Consider the following 22,676-nt stretch of genomic DNA (forward strand, 5'->3'; position numbering starts at 1 on the left):
TGTCGTTGTCTGTCGTCGTTGCCGCCGATGCACCCGGCGTGCGCGATTGACTGTGCAACCGGGTGTGGTATCGATTCTACGACATGGTGGTGTTGTGGTGGGTGATGGTGTGTCACCGGTGATGTGAAGCTGATATTTTTATGCGATGTTTGAGCGAAACTCGTTGCAAATATTGGGATTTGATGCACATGGCATATGTGTCGCCGAGGATTGGCGGGGTGATGCCGTGGGTTGCGGTATGGTGTCCGGTGCGGTGGTACCGATTCCATATATTGCGTCGGAGGGGGTGATGGCGAACGGCGGGGGCGATGGGGTGGAATGGAGTGTCGTGGGTGTGGCCGAGGTCTCTTCCGGGTCAGTCCGTGAGGAACGTTCCGGGGAACCCCGGGCTGACGGCGGCGGTGCGGTCGGCCTTGAGCAGGGCGCACTCGAACGGCAGATGTTCGCGCAGACGCGTGGCGGACGTGGTGAACAGTGCCGTCGCCACGCCGTCGGCCAGCATCGCGGAGTGATGGCTGGGGGAGAAGATGCGGGGGCCGTTGCCGTCATTGGTATCGGTGCGCGAATCGGCCGCGTGCGGGGCGATGATCGTGTTGGTGTTGGTGTTGGTGTTGGTGTTGGTGTTGGTGTTGGTGTTGGTGTTGGTGTTGGTGTTGGTGTTGGTGTTGGAGGCCGTGCCGGACGCTTGCATGGTCCCCGGCTCCTCCGCATACACCCATGTGGCGGCCATGTCGTCGACCGGCAGTCCGTCGATCGCGTTGAGCAGGTGGTGGACGGTCGCGGCGGCTGCCTCGATATCGCCGGCGGTCGCTTCGTCGCCGGCGGTTGCCGCGTCGGGGCCGAAGCGCTTCGGCCAGCGTCGGCGGCTGGGCGCGCTCGCGCAGAACGCTCCGTGCGCGACCTGCGCCGTACCGACCGCAAGGCTCGGATCGGCGGGGTCCTCGAGGGCGATGGTGATCGGGGCGACGGGGGAATCGACGAACAGGTCGCCGCCCGCATCGATGACGAAACCGCCGGACTCCGGCCGTGGCGATGCGCTTGCCTGGCCGCTGCCGGAAGCCGCCCTACCGTCCCCGCGCAGCATGGCGGCGACGAGATCGACCAGATAACCCTTGCCGCACGCGCCGAAATCGAGGCCGACCGGGCGGCGTGTGACCAGCGTGGTGCCATGGCGTTCCACATCGCCGCGCCAGGTCGGGCGCCCGTGGGCCGCGCCGAGACGGCCGGCCGCACCCGGTTCCATCGTGAACGAGTACCGGGCGTCATAGCCCAGCCGGATGAGGTCCTCGCCCACGCACGGGTCCACCGCGCCGTCCGTCGCCTCGGCCAGCGCATCGTACAGGTCGAACAGCGGGGCCGCCCAATCCGGGAAATCGAACGATCCGCCGTGCGGTGCGCGATGCATCGCCGCGACCGTGGAATCGTCGCGGAAACGCGACAACACGGACTCGTATTCACCGATGAACGTCGCGATCGCGGCGTGCGCAGCATCGCCGAACGCCTCCGCCGACTGGACGATCATTCCGGTCCCCAGCGCGTGCGGGAAGGCCATCGTGTGCGGCATGCGTTCGGCAAGTGAGGTCATACCTTTAATCGTAGGGAGCTTTCAGCAGAAGGTGCGTATCGCGTCGAGAATCGGTTGCATCGCCGTATCCGGTAGATGCTCGATGAGTTGGCTTTCCCGTGCTTCCACGTCTTTGGCGCTCACTTGCTCCATGATGACCCAGCCTTGTGTCCTGCAATATTCGGGGAGTCTTTCATGAAGGAAGAAGCCGTTGTCCGTGCTGGTGATCGGGCAGACCAGGGTCATACTGGTCGCTTTGTTGAAACTGCTTTTGCTGACCACCAACGCCGGCCGTGTCTTCTTCGGCTCGTGCCCACGGGAGGGGTTGAAGTCAAGCAGAATGATGTCGCCCTGCTCGTATCTCATTGGTCTTCCTCCTCCCACCATCGTTCCTTGCCGACATCCGGTCCCCAATCGATGCGCGGAGACTGGTGTCGGGTGCCGTCCCAGTCGTGTGCGAGCCGTCCCTCGAGGGTCCATCGTCCTGGTGCCGGCTCGACGGTGATGCGGTCGCCGTCGAGTTCGATGGAGACCTCGTCGCCGATGGCGATGCCGAGCTGGTCGCAGAAATCCTTCGGCAGGCGTATGCCGGCCGCATTGCCCCATTTGGTCACTTTCGCCTTGACCATGTCGCCTCCTTGGTTGGATATACAAAGTATATCTTTTACTGGATGGCGGGCGTATGCGGGAATGTTGCGCGCTCTTGCGCGTGTGTTTGCCGTGGGTGGCGCGTTCGTATGCCCCATGAGTGCTCCTTTGCCTCGGGTTTCGCCAGGATGCGGCGAACCGTTGCGTCAAGGATGGCGGGCGGGGATTGCCGTGCACAAGTCGTGCGGACCATGTGTACAGAGCTTGAGGAAATCTTCACAATCGTTGTTCTTTGCCCTTTGGGGTAATGGACAAAAAATGGGTGATGGGTCCATGCGGTGGCGGTCGGTGCGGCGGCCGCGCCGCGGGGTGATGCGGCGGTGTGCGTGGGGCGGGGTGTTAGGATTGACAGGGTGTCAATGACGTCACGGAGGTGGTTGAGGATGGATGGCGCGATGACGGGCGGACAAGTTGCGGGCACGGGCACAGGCACAGACGCGGGCGCAGGCGCGGGTACAGGCGCGGGCGCGGATGCGACCGCGGACATGGGCGTTGCCGCGCCTGCGGCGAAGGTGAGGGACCTGCCGCAATCGAAGATCATGGCGTTCGCGGTCGGCCAGTTCGGCTGGGCGCTGCTGAGCGGCATCATCTCCAACTGGCTCGTCTACTTCTACCAGCCGGACAACGAGACCATCTCCCAGGGCCAGACCGTATTCGTGCCGCAGGGGCTCGCCGTGCTCGGCATCGTCACCGTGGTCGGAGGCATCACCGCGTTCGCGCGCTTCTTCGACGCGTTCGTCGACCCCGCCGTCGCATCCCTGTCCGACCGGTGCGGCGCGAAATCCGGCCGCCGCATGCCGTTCCTCAAGTTCGCCGCTGCCCCGCTTGCGATCGTCACCGTGCTCGTCTTCTGGAGCCCGGTCTCCTCCACCAGCTGGGCGAACGCCGCGTTCCTGTTCGTCACCGTGATCGGCTACTACATCGCGCTCACGTTCTACTGCACGCCGTACAACGCGCTCATCGCCGAACTCGGCCACGACTCCAGACAGCAGCTCGCCATCTCCACCGCCATCTCGTTCACCTGGGTGTTCGGCACCGCCGTCGCCTACGTGGCGCCCGTCGTCTGGGGCGGTTTCGTGCCGATGCTCGGTCGCGTGAACGCGATCCGCCTCACCTTCACGATCATGGCGGCCGTCGCGTTCGTATGCATGCTCGTGCCGCCGCTCGCCATCCGCGAACGCGACTACGTCAACTCGCAGCCCACCTCCGAATCCACCGTCGAATCATTGAAACAGACGTTCGGCGACGGCGAATTCCGCAAATTCGTCTGCTCCGACGTCGTCTACTGGGTGGCGATCACCACGTTCCAGACCGGACTGCCGTTCTTCGTGACCTCGCTGCTCAAGCTCCCCGAGACCACGACCACCATCTACTTCGTGCTCATGACCGGCGTCTCCGTGCTGTTCTACCTGCCCGTCAACCTGCTCGCCAACCGTGTGGGCAAGAAACGCCTGCTGCTCGTCGCGTTCGTGATCTTCACCTGCGCGTTCGCGTTCGCCGGCGCGCTCGGCTCCGGCGCGGTCGCGTTCCTGCCGCCGATGGCGCAGGGCGTGGCGCTGTCGGTCGTGGGCGCGATCCCGATGGCCGCGTTCGGCATCCTGCCGCAGGCCATCGTCGCCAACATCGCCGACGCCAGCTCGAAGACCACCGGCCAGGACCGCCAGGGCATGTTCTACGCGGCCCGCACGTTCGCGATGAAGATGGGGCAGTCCGTCGCGATGCTGCTGTTCACCGGCGTCTCCACGATCGGCATGGCCTCCGGCGCGGGCTACCGCATCGCCGCCGTGAGCGCCGCCGTGCTGTGCGGCATCGGCGGCGTGGTCTTCGCCTTCTACGACGAACGCAAGGTGCTCGCCGCTTTGGCGCGGTGACGATCGCGCCGAACGACGGGGAAGCGGCGGCGTGCGGCGTTCCGCGATGCGGACGCGGCGTGGGAGAGTAGGCGTCGCGTTCGCGATGTGAGACGCGCCGGGTGGGGCGTCCTGACGTGAAAACGTGATGAATCCGCGAAAACTTCCGTTGCTAAATCGTTGCACACGCCCACTACCTCGACAACCGCGAAAAATCAAGACTGTTGTTCCGAGATTTTTTTCTCTATCGTTCACATGGACTGTGAAATAGAGAGGAAATTTCAGGATGCCCGCGTTTGCGTTGCTCAAACGCGCCTCGGCGAAGACCATCGCACTCGCCGGCGCGCTGCTGATGATCGTGGCGATGGCCGTCGTGCCGATCGCCGCCCCGCGGACCGCGTTCGCGGCCGGCTCCTCGTCCGGCCTGTCCTCCGCCACCAGCGACGCCACGAACTACAAGACGTGGGGCGCGGTCGCCGAAGCGATGGCCGAGGAGCTGCAGAACGGCCAGAAGGAATACGAGGACGGCAACACGTCCGGCGCGACCTCCGACTTCATGTCCGCGTACAACTCGATCTACGTCGCCTCCAACTTCACCGCCGTGGTGAACTCCACGGTCGGCGCCGACAAGCAGACCTCCCAGCAGCAGGCGTTCCAGGACATCCAGAACCTCTCCTACACGCCCGGCAACAACGACGAACTCGATCAGAAGATCACCGCGCTCGTCGCCGATCTCGACGCCACCGCGCAGCAGCTCGACGCGAACACGCAGCTCGCCAAGCCGAAGGAGTACGCGAAGGCCCTGCAGGCCGAGCTCGACAAGGAACGCAAGGAGCTCGACGCCAAAAAGAAGAAGAACCCGGGCAAGGGCAACCGCTCCTGGACCGACGTGGCCAACGAGATGACCCCGATCCTCGACAACGCGTACAAGGCGTACGAGAAGGGCGACGGCGCCAAGGGCGCCACGCTCGTCAACAACGCGTACTACCAGTACTACGAGAAGCTCGGCTTCGAGAAGAACGTGATGAACGCGATCAGCGGCAACCGCGTCTCGCAGGTCGAATACCAGTTCAAGATGACCCGTTCCGCGATGAACAAGGGTCAGGACCTCAAGTCCACCAAGAAGCTCGTCGACGACCTCAAGGCCATGCTCGTCAAGGACGCCGGCATCCTCGACGGCGGCGCCGCCGACAAGGAGGGCGGCTTCACCAAGTTCATCACCAGCGCCGTCGGCCAGGCGTTCCTCATCCTCATCCGCGAGGGTCTTGAGGCGCTGCTCGTCGTCGCCGCCGTGATCGCCTATCTCGTCAAGTCCGGCAACAGGCGCTTCACCAAGTGGATCTACCTGGGCGTCGTCGCCGGCCTCGCCGGCTCCGGCATCATCGCCGTGATCTTCACGCTCCTGTTCGGCGGCTCCGGCCCGCAGCAGGAGATTATGGAGGGCGTGTGCGCCCTGATCGCCATGGGCATGCTCCTGTGGACCAGCAACTGGATGCTCAACAAGTCGAGCGTCGAAGCGTGGAACCGCTACATCCGCACCAAGACCGAGGCAGCGGTCAAGTCCGTCTCCGAACAGGTCGAGGCCGGCGAGAAGGTGGCGTTCGGCACGATCGTCTCGCTCGCCATGCTGAGCTTCCTCGCCGTGTTCCGCGAGGGCGCCGAGACCGTGATCTTCTACCAGTCCATCTACTCGATGAGCCAGGACTCGAAGGGCATGTGGACGGGCGGCATCGCCGCGGCCGTCGTGCTGGTGATCATCTTCCTGATCATCCGCTTCACCTCCGTGAAGATCCCGATCGGCCCGTTCTTCCTCGTCACGTCGATCCTGATGTCCGTGCTGGTCGTCGTCTTCGCCGGCGGCGGCGTGCACGCGCTCATCGAGGGCGACCTGCTGCCCGCCATCTACCTGGACGGCGTGCCGACGAACGATTGGCTCGGCTTCTACCCGTACGTCGAGTGCATCGTCGCGCAGGTGCTCGCGGCCATCGCCGTGATCGCGCTGTTCGTGGTCGGTTTCGCCAAGCAGCGCAAGCTCAAGGCGTCCGCCGCGTCCGGAGCGTCCGTCACTAAGGACGATTCCACCAAGTAAGCCACCAAGTAAGACTTTCCCGAGTAATCGATAATTCAACCAACAATCTGTGAAGTCCCTTTTGTGAGGTCCCCTTCACTCCCACAAGAAAAAGGATAGAGAAATGATGAAGAACAAGAAGATCGCCGCCCTGCTCGGCGTGCTGCTCGCCGGCTCCATGGCGTTCTCGCTGGCCGCCTGCGGCTCCTCCAACAGCTCCGACAGCTCCGCCAAGTCGGACTCCTCCTCGCAGTCCTCCGACTCCAGCTCCTCCGACTCCTCCTCCGATGCCGGCACCGGCTTCGAAGAGGTCCCGGTCGGCCCGTCCGGCACCGCCGAGGAGCAGGATCAGGAAGTCGGCCCGCTGACCGTCGGCGCCGTCTACTTCCAGCCGATCGACATGGAGCCGTCCTCCATGGGCCTCAAGGCCGCGGACGCCTCCTTCCACCTCGAGGCCGACATCCACGCCAACAAGAAGGGCACCGAGCTCGGCTACGGCAAGGGCGACTTCATCCCTGACCTGACCGTCAACTACACCATCGTCGACAAGTCCACCGGCAAGGAGGTCGAGGGCGGCACCGCCACCTCCGGCACCTTCATGCAGATGAACGCCTCCGACGGCCCGCACTACGGCGCCAACGTCAAGCTCGACAAGGCCGGCACCTACCAGCTGAAGCTCTCGATCGAGTCCCCGGCCAAGAAGGGCTGGATGCTCCACGTCGACCCGGAGACCGGCGTCAAGGGCCACTTCTGGACCGAGCCGCTCGAGGTCACCTTCGACAACTGGGAGTACACGCCGCGTCAGTGGTAATGACCCGTTGAAAGCCCCCTCCCCGGGAGGGGGCTTTCGCCGTTAGAGCACAACACATCAGAAAGGGCGCGAATGCTGGAACAATTCGTTGCGGTGATGCCGGGGACGCTGGCACCCGCGTTGCTGGTCATGTGCCTGAGCGTGACGCTCACGGTCGGCGAAGGCAAGGACAAGCCGCTCAGCGCCCGTTGGCGCCTCTACGGCCTCCTCTTCGGCACGGTCGCGGCCATCGTGTTCGCCGCGTTGCGCGCCACCGCCGTCATCAACCAGCGCACCTTCGTCAACCAGCCGGTGCTCACCGTGGCCGTCATCGTTGACGTGCTCGCCATCGTGGCCGTCATCGCCGGGCATTGGATCACCACGGACTGGCGCAACCACGCGCCGCTCATGCACGCGGCCAACGCGGTCGGCGCCCTCGCCATCGCGCTCACCGTCTTCTACGCGCTGCCCGACGTGATCCTCCAGCTCACGATCTGGGTGGAACCGGGCGAGACCGCGTTCACCTCGGCGATGCTGCTGCGCGCGCTCGGCTTCACGCTCGGCGTCGTCATGTCGGTCATCGTTGCGGCGATCTTCCGCACGATGCGCAACACCGCCGTGCGGCCCGCGTTCACCGCGGCCGCCGCGCTCATGATGCTCATCCTGTTCGTCCAGCACGCGACCGGCCTGCTGCAGATCATCCAGGCGCATTCGCTCTTCTTCCCGCACTTCCTGTTCCAGCCGCTCGTCTGGTCCATCAACCACAACACGCAGATGATCATCGCGCAAGGCGTCGTGTTCGCCATCCCCGCCGTCGCGTCGATCGTCGCCGGCTTCCGCACGCCCGTGAAGCCGCGCGACGGCGAGAACGAGGCCGACGTGCGCCGGCACAAGGCGTTCCGCCGTCGTGCCGTCGCCGCGGCCGTGTGGAGCCTCGTCGCCGCGATCGGCGTGACCGTGACGCTCACCGCGGGCGTCGCCGCGACCACGCGCACGATCACGCTTTCGCCGCCGGAGGCGTACTCGCTCAAGGACGGCGTGGCGACGATCCCGTTCAGCCAGGTCGAGGACGGGCACCTGCACCGCTTCGAATACAAGGCGAAGGACGGCACCTCGATGCGGTTCATCATCATCAAGAAGAACGGCGGCGCGTACGGTATCGGCCTCGACGCGTGCGAGAACTGCGGCGACGCCGGGTACTACGAGAAGGACGGCAAGATCATCTGCAAGAAGTGCGAGGTCGCGATCAACCTGGCGACCATCGGATTCAAGGGCGGATGCAACCCGATCCCGTTCCCGTACAAGACCGGCAACGGCAAAATCACGATCCACACCGCCGACCTGGACGCCCTGAGCGCCCACTTCCAGTGAGACAAAGGCAGGAGGCCAATCATGTTCTTTCTGCGAATGATCGCGCGGTCGTTCACGCGCCAGCTGCGCAGGCGGCTGCTCATCGCCCTCACCGTGTGCCTGTCGGCCACGGTGAGCGTCGCGATGCTCGGCGTCGTGTTCGACGTGGGCGACAAGCTCAACGCCGAACTGTCGACGTACGGCTCGAACATCACCGTGCAGCCGAAGTCCGACGCCGTCGTCTCCGACCTGTACAACACGGAAGGCGCGGCGGGCGGCGCGGCCTCCGAGGCCGACCCGACGTCGTTCCTCAAGGAGTCCGACGCGGCGAAGATCAAGACGATCTTCTGGGCGTTCAACATCACGAACTTCGCGCCGCAGCTCAACGTGCACGCCGAGGTCTCGGGGGCGAACGGCGGCGCCAAGGAGACCGCGCCGATCGTCGGCACGTGGTTCAACAAGACGCTCAAGCTCGAATCCGGCGAAACCACCGTCGTGGGCGTCGAGGGCATGCGCTCGTGGTGGACGCTCGACGGCACGTGGCCGAAGGACGATTCCGACCAGGGCGTGATCGGCGCGACGCTCGCGCAGCGGCTCGGCGTCAAGCGCGGCGATACGGTCACGCTCACCAAGAGGACCGCATCCGGGCAGACGCATACGCAGAGGATCCGCCTCACCGGCGTCTATGATTCCGGCGACGACGAGAACGGGTCGCTGTACATCGCCTCGTCCACTGCGCAGGTGCTCGCCGACCTGCCCGACTCGATCGACAAGATCGAGGTGAAGGCGCTCACCACGCCGGAGAACGACCTGGCGCGCAAGGCCGCGAAGAACCCGGCCGCGCTGAGCCAGGACGAATGGGAGACCTGGTACTGCACCGCCTACCCGAGCTCGATCGCCTACCAGATCGAGGAGGTGATCCCGGGGGCCGTCGCCAAGCAGGTGCGCCAGGTCGCCGCGTTGCAGGGCAACGTGCTGCAGAAGACGCAGGCCGTGATGATCCTGATGACCGTGCTGAGTTTGATTGCCGCCGCCGTGGCCGTCGCGAACCTGATGGTCGCGTCGATCGGCGAGCGTTCCAGCGAACTCGCGCTGCTCAAGGCGATCGGTGCGACCGACGGCGCGGTCTCCCGCCTCATGATGGCGGAGACGGCGACCGTCTCGCTGCTCGGCGCGTTGGTCGGCGCGGGGCTCGGTTCGGGCGTCGCGCAGATCATCGGACAGGTGGTGTTCGGTTCCGGCATCACGATGCGTCCGATGGTGTTCGTGCTCGTGTTCGTGCTGCTCGCGCTCACGGTCGCGCTCGCCTCCGCCTCGTCGATCCGCTCGATCCTGAGCCTCAAGCCCGCGGAGGTGCTCCATGGCCGCTGACCGTCGCAACCGTCATATGAGTGGAATCGAAGGCAAGAGGGCCGAGAGTGCCGAGAGGATCGCAAGGATCGCAAGGAGAGGAGGTTCGCGATGACGAATACCGGCATGTTCTTCCGGATGCTGTTCAGCGCCGTGTTCCGCCGCCGTTCGCGCGCGGTCATGGCGGTCATCGCGTCGATGGTCGGCGCGGCCACGCTGTTCTGCCTGGCGATGATCTGCATCGCCGTGCCGCAGCAGATGAACCAGGAGATGCGCGCGTACGGCGCGAACCTCATCGTCACGCCCACCGGCGATTCCGGTTCGGACGCGGAGTCCGACACGTCGGCGTCCGGTGATTCCGGTTCGTCCGCTGACGGTTCGTCCGCCGCGAAGTCCACCGGCATCGACGCGGCGATGGTGAAGCACACCACCGAGATGGTCGCGGCGAAGGGGTCGCAGAAGCACGCCACCTACCGCTACGAGAACGTGCGCGTCAACGCCGCGCCGTACGTGATGGCCGGCGTGGACGCCGCACAGGTGAGGAACCTCAACCATCACTGGGTGGTGGACGGCTCCTGGCCGACCGCAGGCAAGGTCCTCGTTGGCCGCGACGTCGCCGACGCTATGGGCCTCAAGGTCGGCGGCTCGATCACCATCGGCTACCGCGCCTCCGACAACGCCTCCGGGCAGAAGACCTCCTCGACCGGCTCGTCCGTCTCCTCGTCCCAGTCCGCCGAATCCCCCGAATCCGACGCCGCCTCCCAATCCTCGCAATCGTCGCAGCAGATGCGCGACGGCCGCGTGAACAGCGACATCATGGACACCACCGGCACCGAGTTCCGCGTGGCCGGCATCGTCGACACCGGCGGCAGCGAGGACTCCATCATCTACGCGGCCAACGCCGACGTCGACAAGCTCACCGGCGTGAAGCGCGGCGTGGACGTCATCGAATACTCGTCCGGCGCGAGCGACCTCAACGCGCTCGTCGCCAGCATCAACGACATGACGTCGATGCACGTCAAGGCGCAGCAGGTCACCAAGATCACCGCCTCGGACACGCGCATCATCACGATGCTGCAGACCCTGTTCTGGATCGTCTCGCTCGTCGTGCTCGTGCTCACGCTCGTCGGCGTCGGCACGACCATCAGCTCGATCGTCTCGCAGCGGCGCAACGAGATCGGCCTGCGCAAGGCGCTCGGCGCGAGCTCCGCCGCGATCGGCGTGGAGTTCTACGTCGAATCCGCGATGTACGGCCTCATCGGCGGCCTCGTCGGCACGGCGATCGGCTACGGGCTCGCCAGCTGGCTGTGCGTCGCCGTGTTCGAACGCGCGATCGCGTTCAACTGGGCGCTCGGCGTGGCGTCCGTGGCGCTCGCCGCGCTCGTCGCCGTCGTCGCCTCCATCCCGCCCGTCCACCGCGCCACGCGCATCGACCCGGCCATCGTGCTTCGTGAAGAGTAAGGAAACCACCATGCTGCTTGAACTCGACCACATCTCGAAGATCTACGGCGACCTGCACGCCGTGGACGACCTCAACCTCACCGTGCCGGCCGGCCAATGGCTGGCGATCGTCGGCTCGTCCGGCTCCGGCAAGACCACGCTGATGAACATGATCGGCTGCATGGACTCGCCGTCGAAGGGCTCCGTGAAGCTCGAGGGCCGCAAGCTCGAGGACCTCAACGCCTCGCAGCTCGCCGACGTGCGCAAGAATATGATCGGCCTGGTGTTCCAGAAGTTCTACCTCGTGCCGCACCTGACGGCCGTGGAGAACGTGATGGTCGCCCAGTACTACCATTCCGTCGTCGACGAGGGCCAGGCCATGAAGGCGCTGGAACGCGTGGGCCTCAAGGAACGCGCGCACCACCTGCCCAGCCAGCTGTCCGGCGGCGAGCAGCAGCGCGTGTGCATCGCGCGCGCCCTCATCAACGAGCCGAAGCTCATCCTCGCCGACGAGCCCACCGGCAACCTCGACGAGAGGAACGAGAAGATCGTGCTCGACCTGTTCCGCCAGCTGCACGAACAGGGCACGACGATCATCGTCGTCACGCACGACGCGCTCGTCGCCAGCTGCGCCCAGCGCGAGATCATGCTCAACCACGGCGTGCTCGTGGGGGAGAAGTGGAACGACGACGCGGCGCGCGAGGCGTACGAGGCGCAGGGCGGCAAGCCCGCCTCCACCGGCGCCCAGGTCGAGGGCGCGCAGACCGGCGAGACCGCCATCGGCTTCGCCGACCCCACCAAGGCCGCCAAAACCGGCGGCGAGGACTGACGGTCCGACGGTCCGTGCGACGGACGGTGGCGCGGACCCGTCACATGGTGTAGAAGGGTGACTATGAGCGATACGCAAGAGCAGAGGAACGACGGCAGGCGCACGGTCGTCAGGACCGTCGCGCTGACGGCGGCCACGCTGGCGCTGCTGGGCGGCGTGGCGGGATGCGCCGAATCGAAGGCCACGCCGATGGACGACCAATACGCCGGCAATTCGGGCGAGACCGAGAAGTCGCAGGAGGAGCAGTCGCAGTCGGGCGATTCCTCCGGTTCCGGCGACTCCGGTTCGTCGGATTCCGGCTCCTCCTCCGACGCGAAGGACACCGGCAACTACAAGGACGGCACGTACTCGATCAACGGCCAGTACGGCCCGGTGGGCGAGGACTCCATCGACGTGCACTTCACGATCAAGGACCAGAACGTCCAGACCGTCGAGGTGATCGGGCACCCGTTCACGTCGATCTCCAAGAAGCACCAGACCGACTTCGCCAACGCCATCAACGGCGTGGTCGACGGCAAGCCGCTCAAGGGCCTCAAGGTGGACAAGGTCGCCGGCGCCAGCTGGACCTCCGACGCGTTCAACAAGGCCCTCGACCTGTGCCGCGAACAGGCCTCCGTCCAGCAGTGACGGCCGGCGTACGGGACCCGTCGTCATCATGGACTCGCCGAACCCGCAGCTGAACCCGCAGTCGTTGGTCACGTTGTGGCGCATCGAACAGTACGGTTCGTTCTCCGCCACCGCCAAGGCGAGCGGATGGTCGCAGCCGGCCATCAGCCAGCAGATCAGGAAGCTGGAGGCGGGGTGCGGCGCGACGCTGGTGCGCCGCACCCCGCACGGCGTGGAGCTCACCGCCACCGGGGCCATGCTCGCCCGCCACGGCGAGGCCATCGCCGACCGACTGGAACAGGCCTCGCGCGAGCTGCGGGACTACCGGCAGCAGCGGTTCGCGCACCTGCATCTCGTGGCGCCGCCGTCCGTCTGCTCCACCATCGCCGCGCGCACCGTGGCCAAGCTCGGCATGTTCACCGACATCGAGCTGAGCCTCATCCAGATGGAACCGCCCGAGGCCGTCGCGCACGTCTCCCAGGGCAAGGCCGACGCGGCCGTCGTGTTCCGCTACGACAGCATCCCCGGATTCCTGCCCATCGGCGACGACCTCGTGTTCCATGCGCTGGGCCGCGACCCGATGCGGCTGCTCGTGCGCCGCTCCAGCCCGATCGCCAGACGGTTCGAGCAGGAGCGCAGGCCCCTGTCGCTGTCGCTCGCCGCGGACGAGACGTGGATCGCCGGCTGCCCCACCTGCCGCGCCAACCTCGTCAAGCTCGCCGCCCGCGCCGGCTTCACGCCGGACATCCGGCACGCGACCGACGACTACTGGGCCACGCAGAACCTCGTGTCGGTGGGCATGGGCGTCTCGCTCGTGCCCGAACTGGACACGCGCATCAACCTGCAGGACGACCTGACGGCCTGCCCGGTGGCGGACGATTTCGCCTCGCGCGAGGTCGGCGTCGTGACCCGCGCCGGCGACCAACGGCCGGCGTTGGAGCCGCTGATCGCCGAACTGCGCCGCACCTCGATGGGCTACCTGGTCGCCGGGTGACGCGCCGTCCGGCGAGCCGCCCGACGCGATAAGCAATCGGGCGAACGCCATCACGATTTCGGGGAGCCACGGCGTTGAGCGGCCACGGGCCGGGCGGAACAATGGACGCCATGAAGACGAACATGAACGGCACCGGCACCCAGGCCCCGGCCATCATCGGCACGCTCGCACCCGCCGCCTCGGACCTCGGGACGGACACGGAACCCTGCTTCGACGCGGCGCGCATCGACGCGGAAAGCATCGGGGAACTCGAACGCATCGGCTCCGACAAATGGACCCGCCACCCGGGATGCATCGGGGCGTTCATCGCCGAAATGGACTACGGCCTGGCGCCCTGCGTCGCCGAGGCCATCGGACAGGCCGTCGCGCGCGGCGCGCTCGGCTACATCCCCGACCCGTGGAAGCGCGAGGTGGCACGCTCCTGCGCCGCATGGCAGCTGCGTTACGGCTGGAACGTGAACCCCGCGTGCATCCGCCCGGTGCCGGACGTGCTCGAGGCGTTCGAGGTCTTCCTGCGCGAGATCGTGCGCCCCGGCAACGGCATCGTCGTGCCGACGCCCGCGTACATGCCGTTCCTGAGCGTGCCGCGCCTCTACGGCGTCGACGTCATCGAGGTCCCGATGCTCAGGGACGACGCCGCGGACGGCGGATGGGCGTTCGATTTCGACGCCATCGAACGCGCGTTCGCCGCCGGCTGCCGCGCGTTCGTGCTGTGCAACCCGCACAACCCGATCGGCAAGGTCCTCACCCGCGACGAGATGCTGCGCCTCTCCGACCTGGCCGCGCGCCACGACGTGCGCGTCTTCTCCGACGAGATCCACGCGCCCTTCGTCTACCGGGGGCGCACGCACGTGCCGTTCGCCTCCATCGACGAACGCACCGCCATGCAGGCGTTCACCTCCACCTCCGCCTCGAAGTCGTTCAACATCCCCGGCACCAAATGCGCGCAGGTGATCCTCACCAACCCCGACGATCTGGCCATGTGGATGCGCGACGCGGAATGGTCCGAACACCAGACCGCCACCATCGGCGCCATCGCCACCACGGCCGCATACGACCACGGCGGCGCATGGTTCGACGGCGTGCTCGCCTACATCGAACGCAACATCGCCCTGGTCAACGAACGGATGCGCACCGACCTCGCCAAGGTCGGCTACGTCGAACCGCAGGGCACGTACATCGCATGGCTCGACTTCTCGCCGCTCGGCCTGGACGATCCGGCCGGCTACTTCCTGGAAAAGGCCCGCGTGGCGCTGACCGACGGCCGCGAATGCGGCCGGGTGGGCGCCGGCTGCGTGCGCATGAACTTCGCCATGCCGTACCCGCTGCTCGCCGAATGCCTCGACCGCATGACGGCCGCGCTGCGCGCCGACGGGCTGATCTGAACCGCCCGCCGTCCCGGCATGCGGAACGGCCCATAGGCAATCCATGGCGTCCGGTGGGCGTTCCACGCGCGGAAGATTACACTGGGAGCCCGTGCGCATATGGAATCGAGCGGCATCGCGGACCGGATGGCTCGCCGCGGCCGCGGCATGGCTGGAGGACCGCCGTCCCTCGACCTTCCGGGACGCGTTGCGCGCCCGGTTCCCGATGTACTTCGGCATCCTCCTGCTGTGCTGGCTGCCATGGATCGTCCTCACCTGGCCGGGCGCCATGCGCGACGACACCCTGGCCCAATACCTCCAGGCCGCCGGACTGCACCGCTACTACACGCAGCACCCCCTGTTCGACACCCTGATCTTCGGCCTGTTCTGGAAGCTCGGCGCGGCCCTCGGCTCGCCGCTCATCGGACAGGGGATCTACACGCTCGTGCAGGCGGCCGCGCTCGCCGCCGGATGTGCGCTGCTGTTGTGCGCCATCCGCCGCTACGGCGCACCGCTGTGGCTGGTCAACACGGGCCTCATCTACCTCGCCACCAGCTACGTGGTCGTCGGCGCCGTGCCGACGATGGGCAAGGACTCGCTGCACACCGTCTTCTTCCTGCCGCTGGCCGTTCTCGCCGTCGAGACGTGCCTGACGCGCGGCCGCGTGCTGCGCCGCACGCCCGTCGCGGTGGCGTTCACGCTGCTCGCGTTCGCCGCGATCGCGTCGAAACGCACGGCGCTGCTCATCGTGCTGTGCGCCGGCGTCGGGATCCTGTGCGTGTGCTCGAAACGGCGCGACCGCATACGCGCCGCGGTCTGCCTCGCGGCCGCGATCCTGCTCGCGCAGGGCGTGTTCGCGCCCATCGCGACGGCCGTGACCCGCGCGAACGTCTCGCCCGGGCGCGAGGTGTGGGGACTGGTCACCCAACCGGTCGCGCAGGTCGCGCACGACAAGCCGGACGCGATCACGCCGGCGCAACGCAAGGCACTGAACGCGGTCATGGACCTCGACGAGGCCGCGGCGGGCATCAACCTGCGGCGCACCGACGAGACGTTCCGGACGCTCAGGGAACCGCACGTCGACGCCGACGGGAACGTCACGCGACCCGGCCCCACCGCGGCGCAGAAGCTCGCCGCCCTCGGGGCATGGGCGCGGATTGGCGTCGAACACCCGCTCGAATACGCGAAGGCGTACGCGGGGCCGATACGCGGATGGTGGGATCCGGGCGTCACCTTCGCCTACCCCACCGACTCCGACTACCTGATGGAGCCGGGGTATCTGCGGCAATGGTCCACGTTCCTGCCCGCCGAGGCGGTGCCGCAACGGCCCGGCGCGACCGTCGACGAGGCGCGTCTCGAAGCCGTCACGCGCGACCTGGAACCGTTGATGGGCACCTCCGACAAGCCGCAATGGCAACGCGACGTGCTGCACGCGGTGCGCTCATGGGTGCGCACCGACACGGCCGGCATGCCCGGCACGGCCGCGGCGCCGCATGAGCGCCCCGCGGGCAACCCGCTGAGCGCGATGGCGCTGTACGTCACCTGGATCCCGCTCGCGACCGGCATCGCCCTGATCGTGCAGGCCGTGCGGCACCGCAACGGCAGGAAACTCGCCGCGTTCGGCCTGCTGTTCTTCACCGTGCTGTCCCTCTACGCCTCGCCCGAGGCCCTGTTCTGGTACCCGATCCCGGTGTTCCTGAGCCTGCCGCTGTTCACGGCGCTGCCGTTCGTGCGCAAGGGCGCGTGACCGGTTCACGCCACGATCTTCGTGCTTTCCACCTTCGCGACGTACCACTGGTTGAACCGCACCAGGGGCTTGCGCAGCACCAGGCCGATGAGCAGGATCGGCGGGATGAACAGCATCAGCGCGCCGAGCGCACGCCAGTAATCCATGTCGTAGATGCCGGCGATGGCCGCGCGGATCATCGTCACCGCATGCGTGACCGGCAGCAGCGGGCTGATCGCGCCCAGCCAATCGGGCAGCACCTGCAACGGGTAGGCGGCGTTCGAGCCGGCGATCTGCATGATGAGCATGAGCACGCCGATCGCCTTGCCCACGTTGCCGAAGCTCACCACCATCGTGTACGCGAAGAACGAGAACAGCAGCGAGCTCGCCCAGCCGGTGAGCATGAACAGCAGCGGGTGCACGGCCTGCACGTGGATGAACAGCAGTGCGCCGCCGAACGAGAACGTGCTCTGCATGAGCGCGATGAGCGCGAAGATGCCGTAATGGCCGAAATACAGCTGGTGCGGCCGCGGATCGCCCAATGCGGCGCGCGTCCTGCGCGACACCGTGGTCTTGAGCGTGACCGCCATGAGCAGCGCGCCCACCCACAACGGCAGCAGCAGGTACAGCGGCGCCAGCGACGAACCGAAGTTGCTCACCGGGAACACGGCCTTGCGCTTGAGCTGGACCGGCGCCGCCAGCGTGGCCGCCAGCGTCTCCGGATCGTTGCCCAGCACCTCCTTGACCATGCTCATGTCGCCGCTGTCGAGCGCGGCCTGCAGCTTCTCGTCGAACGAGCCGAGTTCCTTGCCCGCGTCCGCGAGCTTGCCGGACACGCTCGTCAGCGTCTCGCGCACGGTCGCGAGATCGGATTGCGCGTTCGCGGCCGTGGCGTCGAGGTCGCCGAGCGTGGCCTTGAGCTTCGCCGCGCCCGAATCGAGCACCTGCGTGGCGTCAGTCACCGAGGCGTTGAGCTGATTGAGCTGCGGCTTGACCTGCGTGTCGAAATCGGACTTCACGCCCGCGATGGCCGCCTTCGCCTGTGCGGCCAGATCCTTGACCTGCGCGTGCTGGTCCTGCGCCTCCGCGTTCTTCGAGCGCACGCCCGCGGCCGCGTCCGTCAGACGCGTCTGCAGCGTCTTCTGCAGTTCGATGGCCGTGTCGAGACGGTCGAGCATCGGGTCGATCAGCGGCTGCAGGTTCTCCGGCAGGCGGGACTGCAGGTCCGCGATGGATTGGCGGATCGACTCGTATTCGGCGATCTGGTCGCCCACGTGCCTCGCCTGCGTGTCCAGCGCGGCCGCCGTGTCCTCGGCCTGCGTGCCCGCGGTGGCGTACAGCGAGTCGACCGAATCGGACACCGCGCCGTAGCTGTTCGCGCTGCTCTCCAGCGCGGTCGCCAGCGTGTCCGCGGCTGTGGTCATCGCGCCGGACAGGTCGGTGGCGCCCTTCTTCGCGGTCTTCAGCTGCTTGCCGGCGGCGTTCGCCGAATCGGAGGCGCTGTTGAGCAGCTGACTGGAATCGGTGAGCAGGGAGCCGGCCGAGCCGGTGAGCGTCGCGTAGTCGCCGAGCATTGACGACGCGTCGTCGAGCGTGGTCGCGAAATCGCCGATGTTCGCGCTGAACCGGGCGAGCGCGGTCTGCGCCTGCGGCGAGGAGAGGTCGTCGGCCAGCTGCGAGGCGATGGACAGCGCGGTGCTCGTCAGCGTCTCGGCGAACATCTCGTTGATTTGCGTGCTCACCTCGCTCGCGCCCTCCGTGGTGAGGTTCGGGGCGAGCGCGTTCTTCTTCTCGTTGTCGTAGTAGTCGATTTTCACATGGTCGACGTCGGCGGAGAAGAACGTCATCATCTTCTTGCTGAAGTCCTTGGGGATGACGATGGCGGCGTAGTATTTGCCGGATTTCGTGCCGTCGATGGCGTCGGCCTTCGTGGTGATCGTCCAGTCGAGCTGCGAGTTCGCGCGCAGCGTGTTCACCACGGTGTCGCCGATCGTCACCTTCACCGGGATGAGGTCCGACTTGTAGCCCTCGTCCACGCTCGCCACGGCGAACTTGAGGTTCTTGAGGTCGCCGAACGGGTTCCAGCTGGCCGCGATGTTGAACCAGGAGAACAGGCCCGGGATCACGACCAGGCCGATGACGATGATGATGGAGACGACGTTGCTGAACATGCGCCTCACGTCGCCGGTGAACAGGCGCCACGCCTTGTGCGTGACGCGCGGCGTGCGGCGTGCGGCGGGCGCCGCGGGGCCGGTCCCGGCGTTGGCCGCGGGGCCGTCGGGTTCGTTGGGATCGATGATGGGGTCGATGCGTTCGGTCACGTCGGTCACTGCGCGTGCCTCCCTTCGTGCGTGGGCGTGAGCGGTTGGACGAGCTTCTCCTTCACCCGCTCGCGTTTGCGCGCCCTCGCCTTCTCCCTGATGCGCTCGCGCTCGCGGATGTACGAGCGGATCGCCTCGTCGTCCAGGTTGCCGAGCTCCATCTGCCGGCGCAGGTTGTCGTTCATGTATTCGATGGTGATGAGGAACGCCATGATGATGAGGATCCAGATGAGCCACGCCAGCAGCGCCTCGAGCTTCGTGTTCGGGGTGAGCGAGAACGTGACCGCGAGGATGATCGGCACGACGATGCCGGCGACGAGCGCGCCGCGCTTGAGCCGCGGGTAGTGCACGGCGAAGCGCGCCGCCTGCCGTTCGATGCGCTCGCGGTATCCCTCGTGGCTGGACAGCATGCGCACGGCCGTGGACAGGCGGTATTCGGTGCCGGGCATGTGCACCGGCTCGCCGATGATCATGTCGCTCTCCTCGATCTCGCGCGCGAACAGGCGGTTCACGTTCGCCATGAGCGGGCGGATGAGGATGCCCAACGCCAGTCCGAACACGGCGAAGCACAGCAGATGGCCGATCTTGTCGAACCACTGGATGCCGTAGAAGCCGCCGATCGTCTCGCGGAACGCGTCGATCGAATACGTGAACGGGAAGAACGGGTACAGGTTGCGGAAGAAGTCCGGCATCATCTCGATCGGGTACAGGCCGGACGCGCCCGGGATCTGCAGGATGATGAGCGCCACGCAGATGCCCTTGCCCACGTGCAGGAACGTGGTCGACAGGGCGAAGATCAGCGTCGCGTACACCAGCGACGTGATCATGCCGGTGAGGACGAACGCGAACGGGTTCACGCTCTGCACGCCCAGGATGAGGTCGCCGCACGTGGTCACGAACCCCTGCGCCGCCGCGAAGATGCAGAACAGCAGGAAGCGGCCCATGTAGCCTTGCGTGATGGTCATGTTCTCGATGCCCTCGTCGTCGGTCTCGAGCTTCAGGATCACGGCCAGGGCGAACGCGCCCACCCACAGCGCCATGTTGGTGAACAGCGGCGCCATGCCGGAGCCATACGCGTTCACCGGGTAGAGCGTCTTCGTGTTGAGCACGGTGGGGGAGAGCATGAACCCGGCGATGCGCTTCGTGTCGAGCTTGCCGTCCGAGCCGAACAGGTCGCCGAGCGCGCCGGACGTGTCGAGCGCGCGCAGGTCGGTGGCGACCGTGTCCAGCTTGGTCTCCATGCCGGCCAGCGCCTTGTCGGTGTCGCCGAGCGCGGTGACCGTGTCCGCGGCCGCGCGGTCGAGCTGGTCGAGCACGACGTTCGTCTGGCTGATGATCGCCCCCTGGCCGGTGAGCCCGCCGGCGAGCGTGCCCGCGGTGCCGGCGAGTGTGCTCAGCCCGCTGTTGAGCTGCGGCAGCGCGCCGGACGTGATGGTCTTGCGGGCGTCCGTGGTGGTGCCGAGCGTCGACTGGGTGGCGTTGTTGAAGTTCGTGGCCAGGCCGGAGACCGACTTGACCGTGTTCGCCGTGTCCGTGTTGAGGGTCTTGGCGTCCTTGAGCGTCTCGGCCGTGGAGGTGTTCTGCTTCTCCAGCTTCGCGATGGCGTCGTCGAGCGCCTGCGTGGCCGCGTTGTCGCCGGGCAGCTGGCCCGCGACCGCCTTGAGCCGCGCGATGAGCTTCGCGTTCGACTCGTTGACCTGCGTGAGCGTCGTCACCGCGTCGCCCACCGCGCCGTTCGCCACGGTGATGCCGCCCGCGACCTTGTTGACGCCGTCGGTCGCCTGCTGCGACGACTGCGAGAGCAGCGACGAGCCGGTGTCGAGCGCGCCCGAGGTGGACGAGACGAAGGTGTTGAGCGTCGACTGCGTGGAGGTGATGAGCTGCGAGGCGCTGCCCAGGCCGGTGCTCGCGTCGTTCGCGAGGCGCTGCACGTCGGCCAGGGCGGTGCGCGCGGTCTGCGTCTTGGCGGGGGTCTGTTGCAGCGTGGCGGTGAGCTCGCCGATCTTGTCGCGCGTGTTCGTCACGTCGCGGCGGGCGTCGTCGAGCGTCTTGAGCGTCTTCGTCCGCATCGTGCCGGCGGTGTCGCCGGCCTTCGCGGCGGCCTTGTTCACCGCCTTGGCGAGGACCTCGCTCACCGTGGAGACGAACGTGCCGTTGACCTGCGTGTCCACCGTGCTCGCGCCGATGTCCGTGATCTTCGGGGCGATGGCGCTCGCCTTCTCGTTGACGTAGTACTCGAGCTGCGGGCGGTCGCCGCCGGTGACCACGCCGGCCATGTCGTCGCTGAAGTCGGCGGGGATGATGATGGCCGCGTACGCCTTGCCCGATTCGACGCGGTTCATCGCCTCGGATTCCTCGGCGAAGGTCCATCCGAGCTGATGGTTCGCCTTGAGTTGCTTGACGATCTGGTCGCCGAGGTTCTGCCTGCCGATGAGCGCGTTGTTCGTGCCCTTGTCGTTGTTGGCGACGACCACCTGGATGCCTTGCGTGTTGCCGTACGGGTTCCAGAATCCCACGATGTTGAACCATGCGTACAGCGGGGGGATGAAAGTCAGTCCGGCGGCGATGACCCATGCCGCCGGCACTTTCAGCATGCGTATGAGGTCGCGCCTGAGGATCGCGAGAACGTTGCCCATGCCCTGTCCATTCCTTTACTGCCTACTGCCTGTTGTCTGCCGTCTGCCGTCCGGCGCCGCGTGCGTGCCGGCGTGTGCCCGGCATGCCGCCGCGTGTTGTGCCGGTGCCGTGCCGGTGTCGGTCCGGCGCCGGCACGCACGTGCGCGTGTACGCGTGTACGCGACGTTGTGCGTCGTGCGGCTCCGCAGTGTCGGCCGCGTCGTCGGCCGGTCGTGCGGCCGTTGCGGGTGGTCTCCCTCCACCGGAATTGACGAGACGTCAATTTTCGGCCGACATTCTTTTCATTATCGATGCCCACCCTAGTCCAAGGGAATGGAGGTTTCGGGATGATTGCCGTGTTGTTGGGCAAAGTGTCTAATAAATAACCGTTTTTGCCCGGGGATGAAAAGGTAGGGGGTGATGGGCTTGTGGTCCGGACGAATGGCCTTGGGCGGCCGTGTCTGGCGGCGGCGGGGTCATGCCGGGGAATCGGGTCGGTTCATGGCTCGACGGGCGGTCGGCGGGGCACGGACGATTGATCGGCCGCCGGGTCGTTCCGGCGGGTCGTCGCACGGCGCGTAGACTGGGGGCGAGGATCCGTTGGGGGCATTGAGGCCCCTGGTGCCTCGTCCCGTCCGTCGCGGATGGCGACGTGCGCGGGGCGTGGGCGGATCATGGACGGACACGAGGAGCGTGTGATGAAGGACAACAATTATCTGCGGGCGCGCAAGGCCGAGGCGAAGGCGGCGTCGTTCCAGAAGCGCACCGCGGAGCGCGCGCTCGTCTGGGCCGGCGCCGCCTATCTCGTGGCGATGGCGGTCTTCCTCGTGCTCGGCAGCATGGGCGTGGTCCCCGGCGCGAACGGCCAGCTGGTCGGCGGCGGCCAGGTCGGCTATGTCGCGCTCTACGCGGTGGTGTCCGTGGCGGTGGCGGCCTATGCGGCGTTCGTCGCGTTCCGCTGGATCGTGCCCGGCCGGCCCGACCGCAAGGTCACGTTCTCGCTCATCGGCGTCGTCGTGTTCGCGCTCGTCACCTTCGACACGGTCGCGCTGCTCGTCTTCGGGCTCGCACTCGGCTTCTACGTGACCAAGGACCGCGCCCCGAAGGCCGCCGGCTCCCGGGGCGGGAACGCAGGCCGGAAATAGCCGGCCGGAAGGGGC

17 protein-coding genes are annotated in these 22,676 nt (G+C 66.8%); 12 read left to right on the forward strand and 5 right to left on the reverse strand.

Going from position 1 to position 22,676, the window contains the following annotated elements; translation table 11 throughout:
• Positions 1-355: 355 nt before the first annotated feature.
• Genes GFD21_RS03645 through GFD21_RS03655 form a run of 3 tightly spaced genes read right to left on the reverse strand, consistent with a single transcriptional unit; the run spans position 356 to position 2,193 of the window.
• A complete protein-coding gene (locus tag GFD21_RS03645) occupies positions 356-1,585 on the reverse strand; it encodes an FAD:protein FMN transferase (RefSeq protein WP_163196595.1) in 1,230 nt (409 codons plus the stop codon).
• A 21-nt stretch (positions 1,586-1,606) separates the two neighbouring features.
• Entirely contained in the window at positions 1,607-1,930 is a 324-nt protein-coding gene (locus GFD21_RS03650) for a type II toxin-antitoxin system PemK/MazF family toxin (RefSeq protein WP_163196596.1), read from the reverse strand.
• On the reverse strand, positions 1,927-2,193 hold the full coding sequence (locus tag GFD21_RS03655) for an AbrB/MazE/SpoVT family DNA-binding domain-containing protein (protein ID WP_163196597.1): 267 nt from the start codon (positions 2,191-2,193) through the stop codon (positions 1,927-1,929). Before GFD21_RS03655 ends, GFD21_RS03650 begins: the two co-directional genes overlap by 4 nt.
• Before the next feature lie 504 nt (positions 2,194-2,697).
• On the opposite strand from GFD21_RS03655, the gene GFD21_RS03660 reads away from it, so the two are divergent.
• From GFD21_RS03660 to GFD21_RS03710, 11 genes are all read left to right on the forward strand, one after another.
• Positions 2,698-4,083: an MFS transporter gene (locus tag GFD21_RS03660; protein WP_163196598.1), complete on the forward strand. Its 1,386-nt coding sequence runs from the start codon at positions 2,698-2,700 to the stop codon at positions 4,081-4,083.
• Positions 4,084-4,414: 331 nt separating this feature from the next.
• The gene (locus GFD21_RS03665) at positions 4,415-6,151 is read left to right on the forward strand and encodes an FTR1 family iron permease (RefSeq protein WP_163196734.1); all 1,737 of its coding nucleotides are present in this window, start codon (positions 4,415-4,417) and stop codon (positions 6,149-6,151) included.
• 103 nt (positions 6,152-6,254) lie between these two features.
• Positions 6,255-6,941, forward strand: a complete 687-nt coding sequence (locus tag GFD21_RS03670) for an iron transporter (RefSeq protein WP_163196599.1) — start codon at positions 6,255-6,257, stop codon at positions 6,939-6,941.
• 72 nt (positions 6,942-7,013) lie between these two features.
• Positions 7,014-8,291, forward strand: a complete 1,278-nt coding sequence (locus GFD21_RS03675; protein WP_163196600.1) for a DUF2318 domain-containing protein — start codon at positions 7,014-7,016, stop codon at positions 8,289-8,291.
• A gap of 21 nt (positions 8,292-8,312) precedes the next feature.
• On the forward strand, positions 8,313-9,641 hold the full coding sequence (locus GFD21_RS03680; protein WP_163196601.1) for an ABC transporter permease: 1,329 nt from the start codon (positions 8,313-8,315) through the stop codon (positions 9,639-9,641).
• Positions 9,642-9,731: 90 nt separating this feature from the next.
• Positions 9,732-11,081 carry an ABC transporter permease gene (locus GFD21_RS03685; protein WP_163196602.1) on the forward strand — a complete coding sequence of 450 codons (1,350 nt, stop codon included), beginning with the start codon at positions 9,732-9,734 and terminating at the stop codon, positions 11,079-11,081.
• 10 nt (positions 11,082-11,091) lie between these two features.
• Complete coding sequence (locus GFD21_RS03690; RefSeq protein ID WP_163196603.1) at positions 11,092-11,889, forward strand: ABC transporter ATP-binding protein; 798 nt, start codon at positions 11,092-11,094, stop codon at positions 11,887-11,889.
• A 63-nt stretch (positions 11,890-11,952) separates the two neighbouring features.
• Complete coding sequence (locus GFD21_RS03695; protein WP_163196604.1) at positions 11,953-12,516, forward strand: FMN-binding protein; 564 nt, start codon at positions 11,953-11,955, stop codon at positions 12,514-12,516.
• Positions 12,517-12,544: 28 nt separating this feature from the next.
• Entirely contained in the window at positions 12,545-13,489 is a 945-nt protein-coding gene (locus tag GFD21_RS03700) for a LysR family transcriptional regulator (RefSeq protein ID WP_163196605.1), read from the forward strand.
• Between the two features lie 110 nt (positions 13,490-13,599).
• On the forward strand, positions 13,600-14,874 hold the full coding sequence (locus tag GFD21_RS03705; protein ID WP_225431633.1) for a MalY/PatB family protein: 1,275 nt from the start codon (positions 13,600-13,602) through the stop codon (positions 14,872-14,874).
• A gap of 91 nt (positions 14,875-14,965) precedes the next feature.
• Positions 14,966-16,600, forward strand: coding sequence for a DUF6020 family protein (locus tag GFD21_RS03710; RefSeq protein WP_318643730.1), 1,635 nt, complete (start codon positions 14,966-14,968; stop codon positions 16,598-16,600).
• A gap of 5 nt (positions 16,601-16,605) precedes the next feature.
• Here the strand turns inward: GFD21_RS03710 and GFD21_RS03715 are convergent, their stop codons facing one another.
• Together GFD21_RS03715 and GFD21_RS03720 are read right to left on the reverse strand one after the other, a co-directional pair.
• Positions 16,606-18,750: a YhgE/Pip domain-containing protein gene (locus tag GFD21_RS03715; protein ID WP_163196736.1), complete on the reverse strand. Its 2,145-nt coding sequence runs from the start codon at positions 18,748-18,750 to the stop codon at positions 16,606-16,608.
• A gap of 155 nt (positions 18,751-18,905) precedes the next feature.
• A complete protein-coding gene (locus GFD21_RS03720) occupies positions 18,906-21,536 on the reverse strand; it encodes a YhgE/Pip domain-containing protein (RefSeq protein ID WP_163196607.1) in 2,631 nt (876 codons plus the stop codon).
• A gap of 678 nt (positions 21,537-22,214) precedes the next feature.
• Between GFD21_RS03720 and GFD21_RS03725 the strand changes: the two genes are divergently transcribed.
• On the forward strand, positions 22,215-22,661 hold the full coding sequence (locus GFD21_RS03725; protein WP_163196608.1) for a hypothetical protein: 447 nt from the start codon (positions 22,215-22,217) through the stop codon (positions 22,659-22,661).
• Positions 22,662-22,676 lie beyond the last annotated feature (15 nt).

The organism is Bifidobacterium platyrrhinorum, assembly GCF_010667645.1.
GTDB classification, from domain to species: domain Bacteria; phylum Actinomycetota; class Actinomycetes; order Actinomycetales; family Bifidobacteriaceae; genus Bifidobacterium; species Bifidobacterium platyrrhinorum.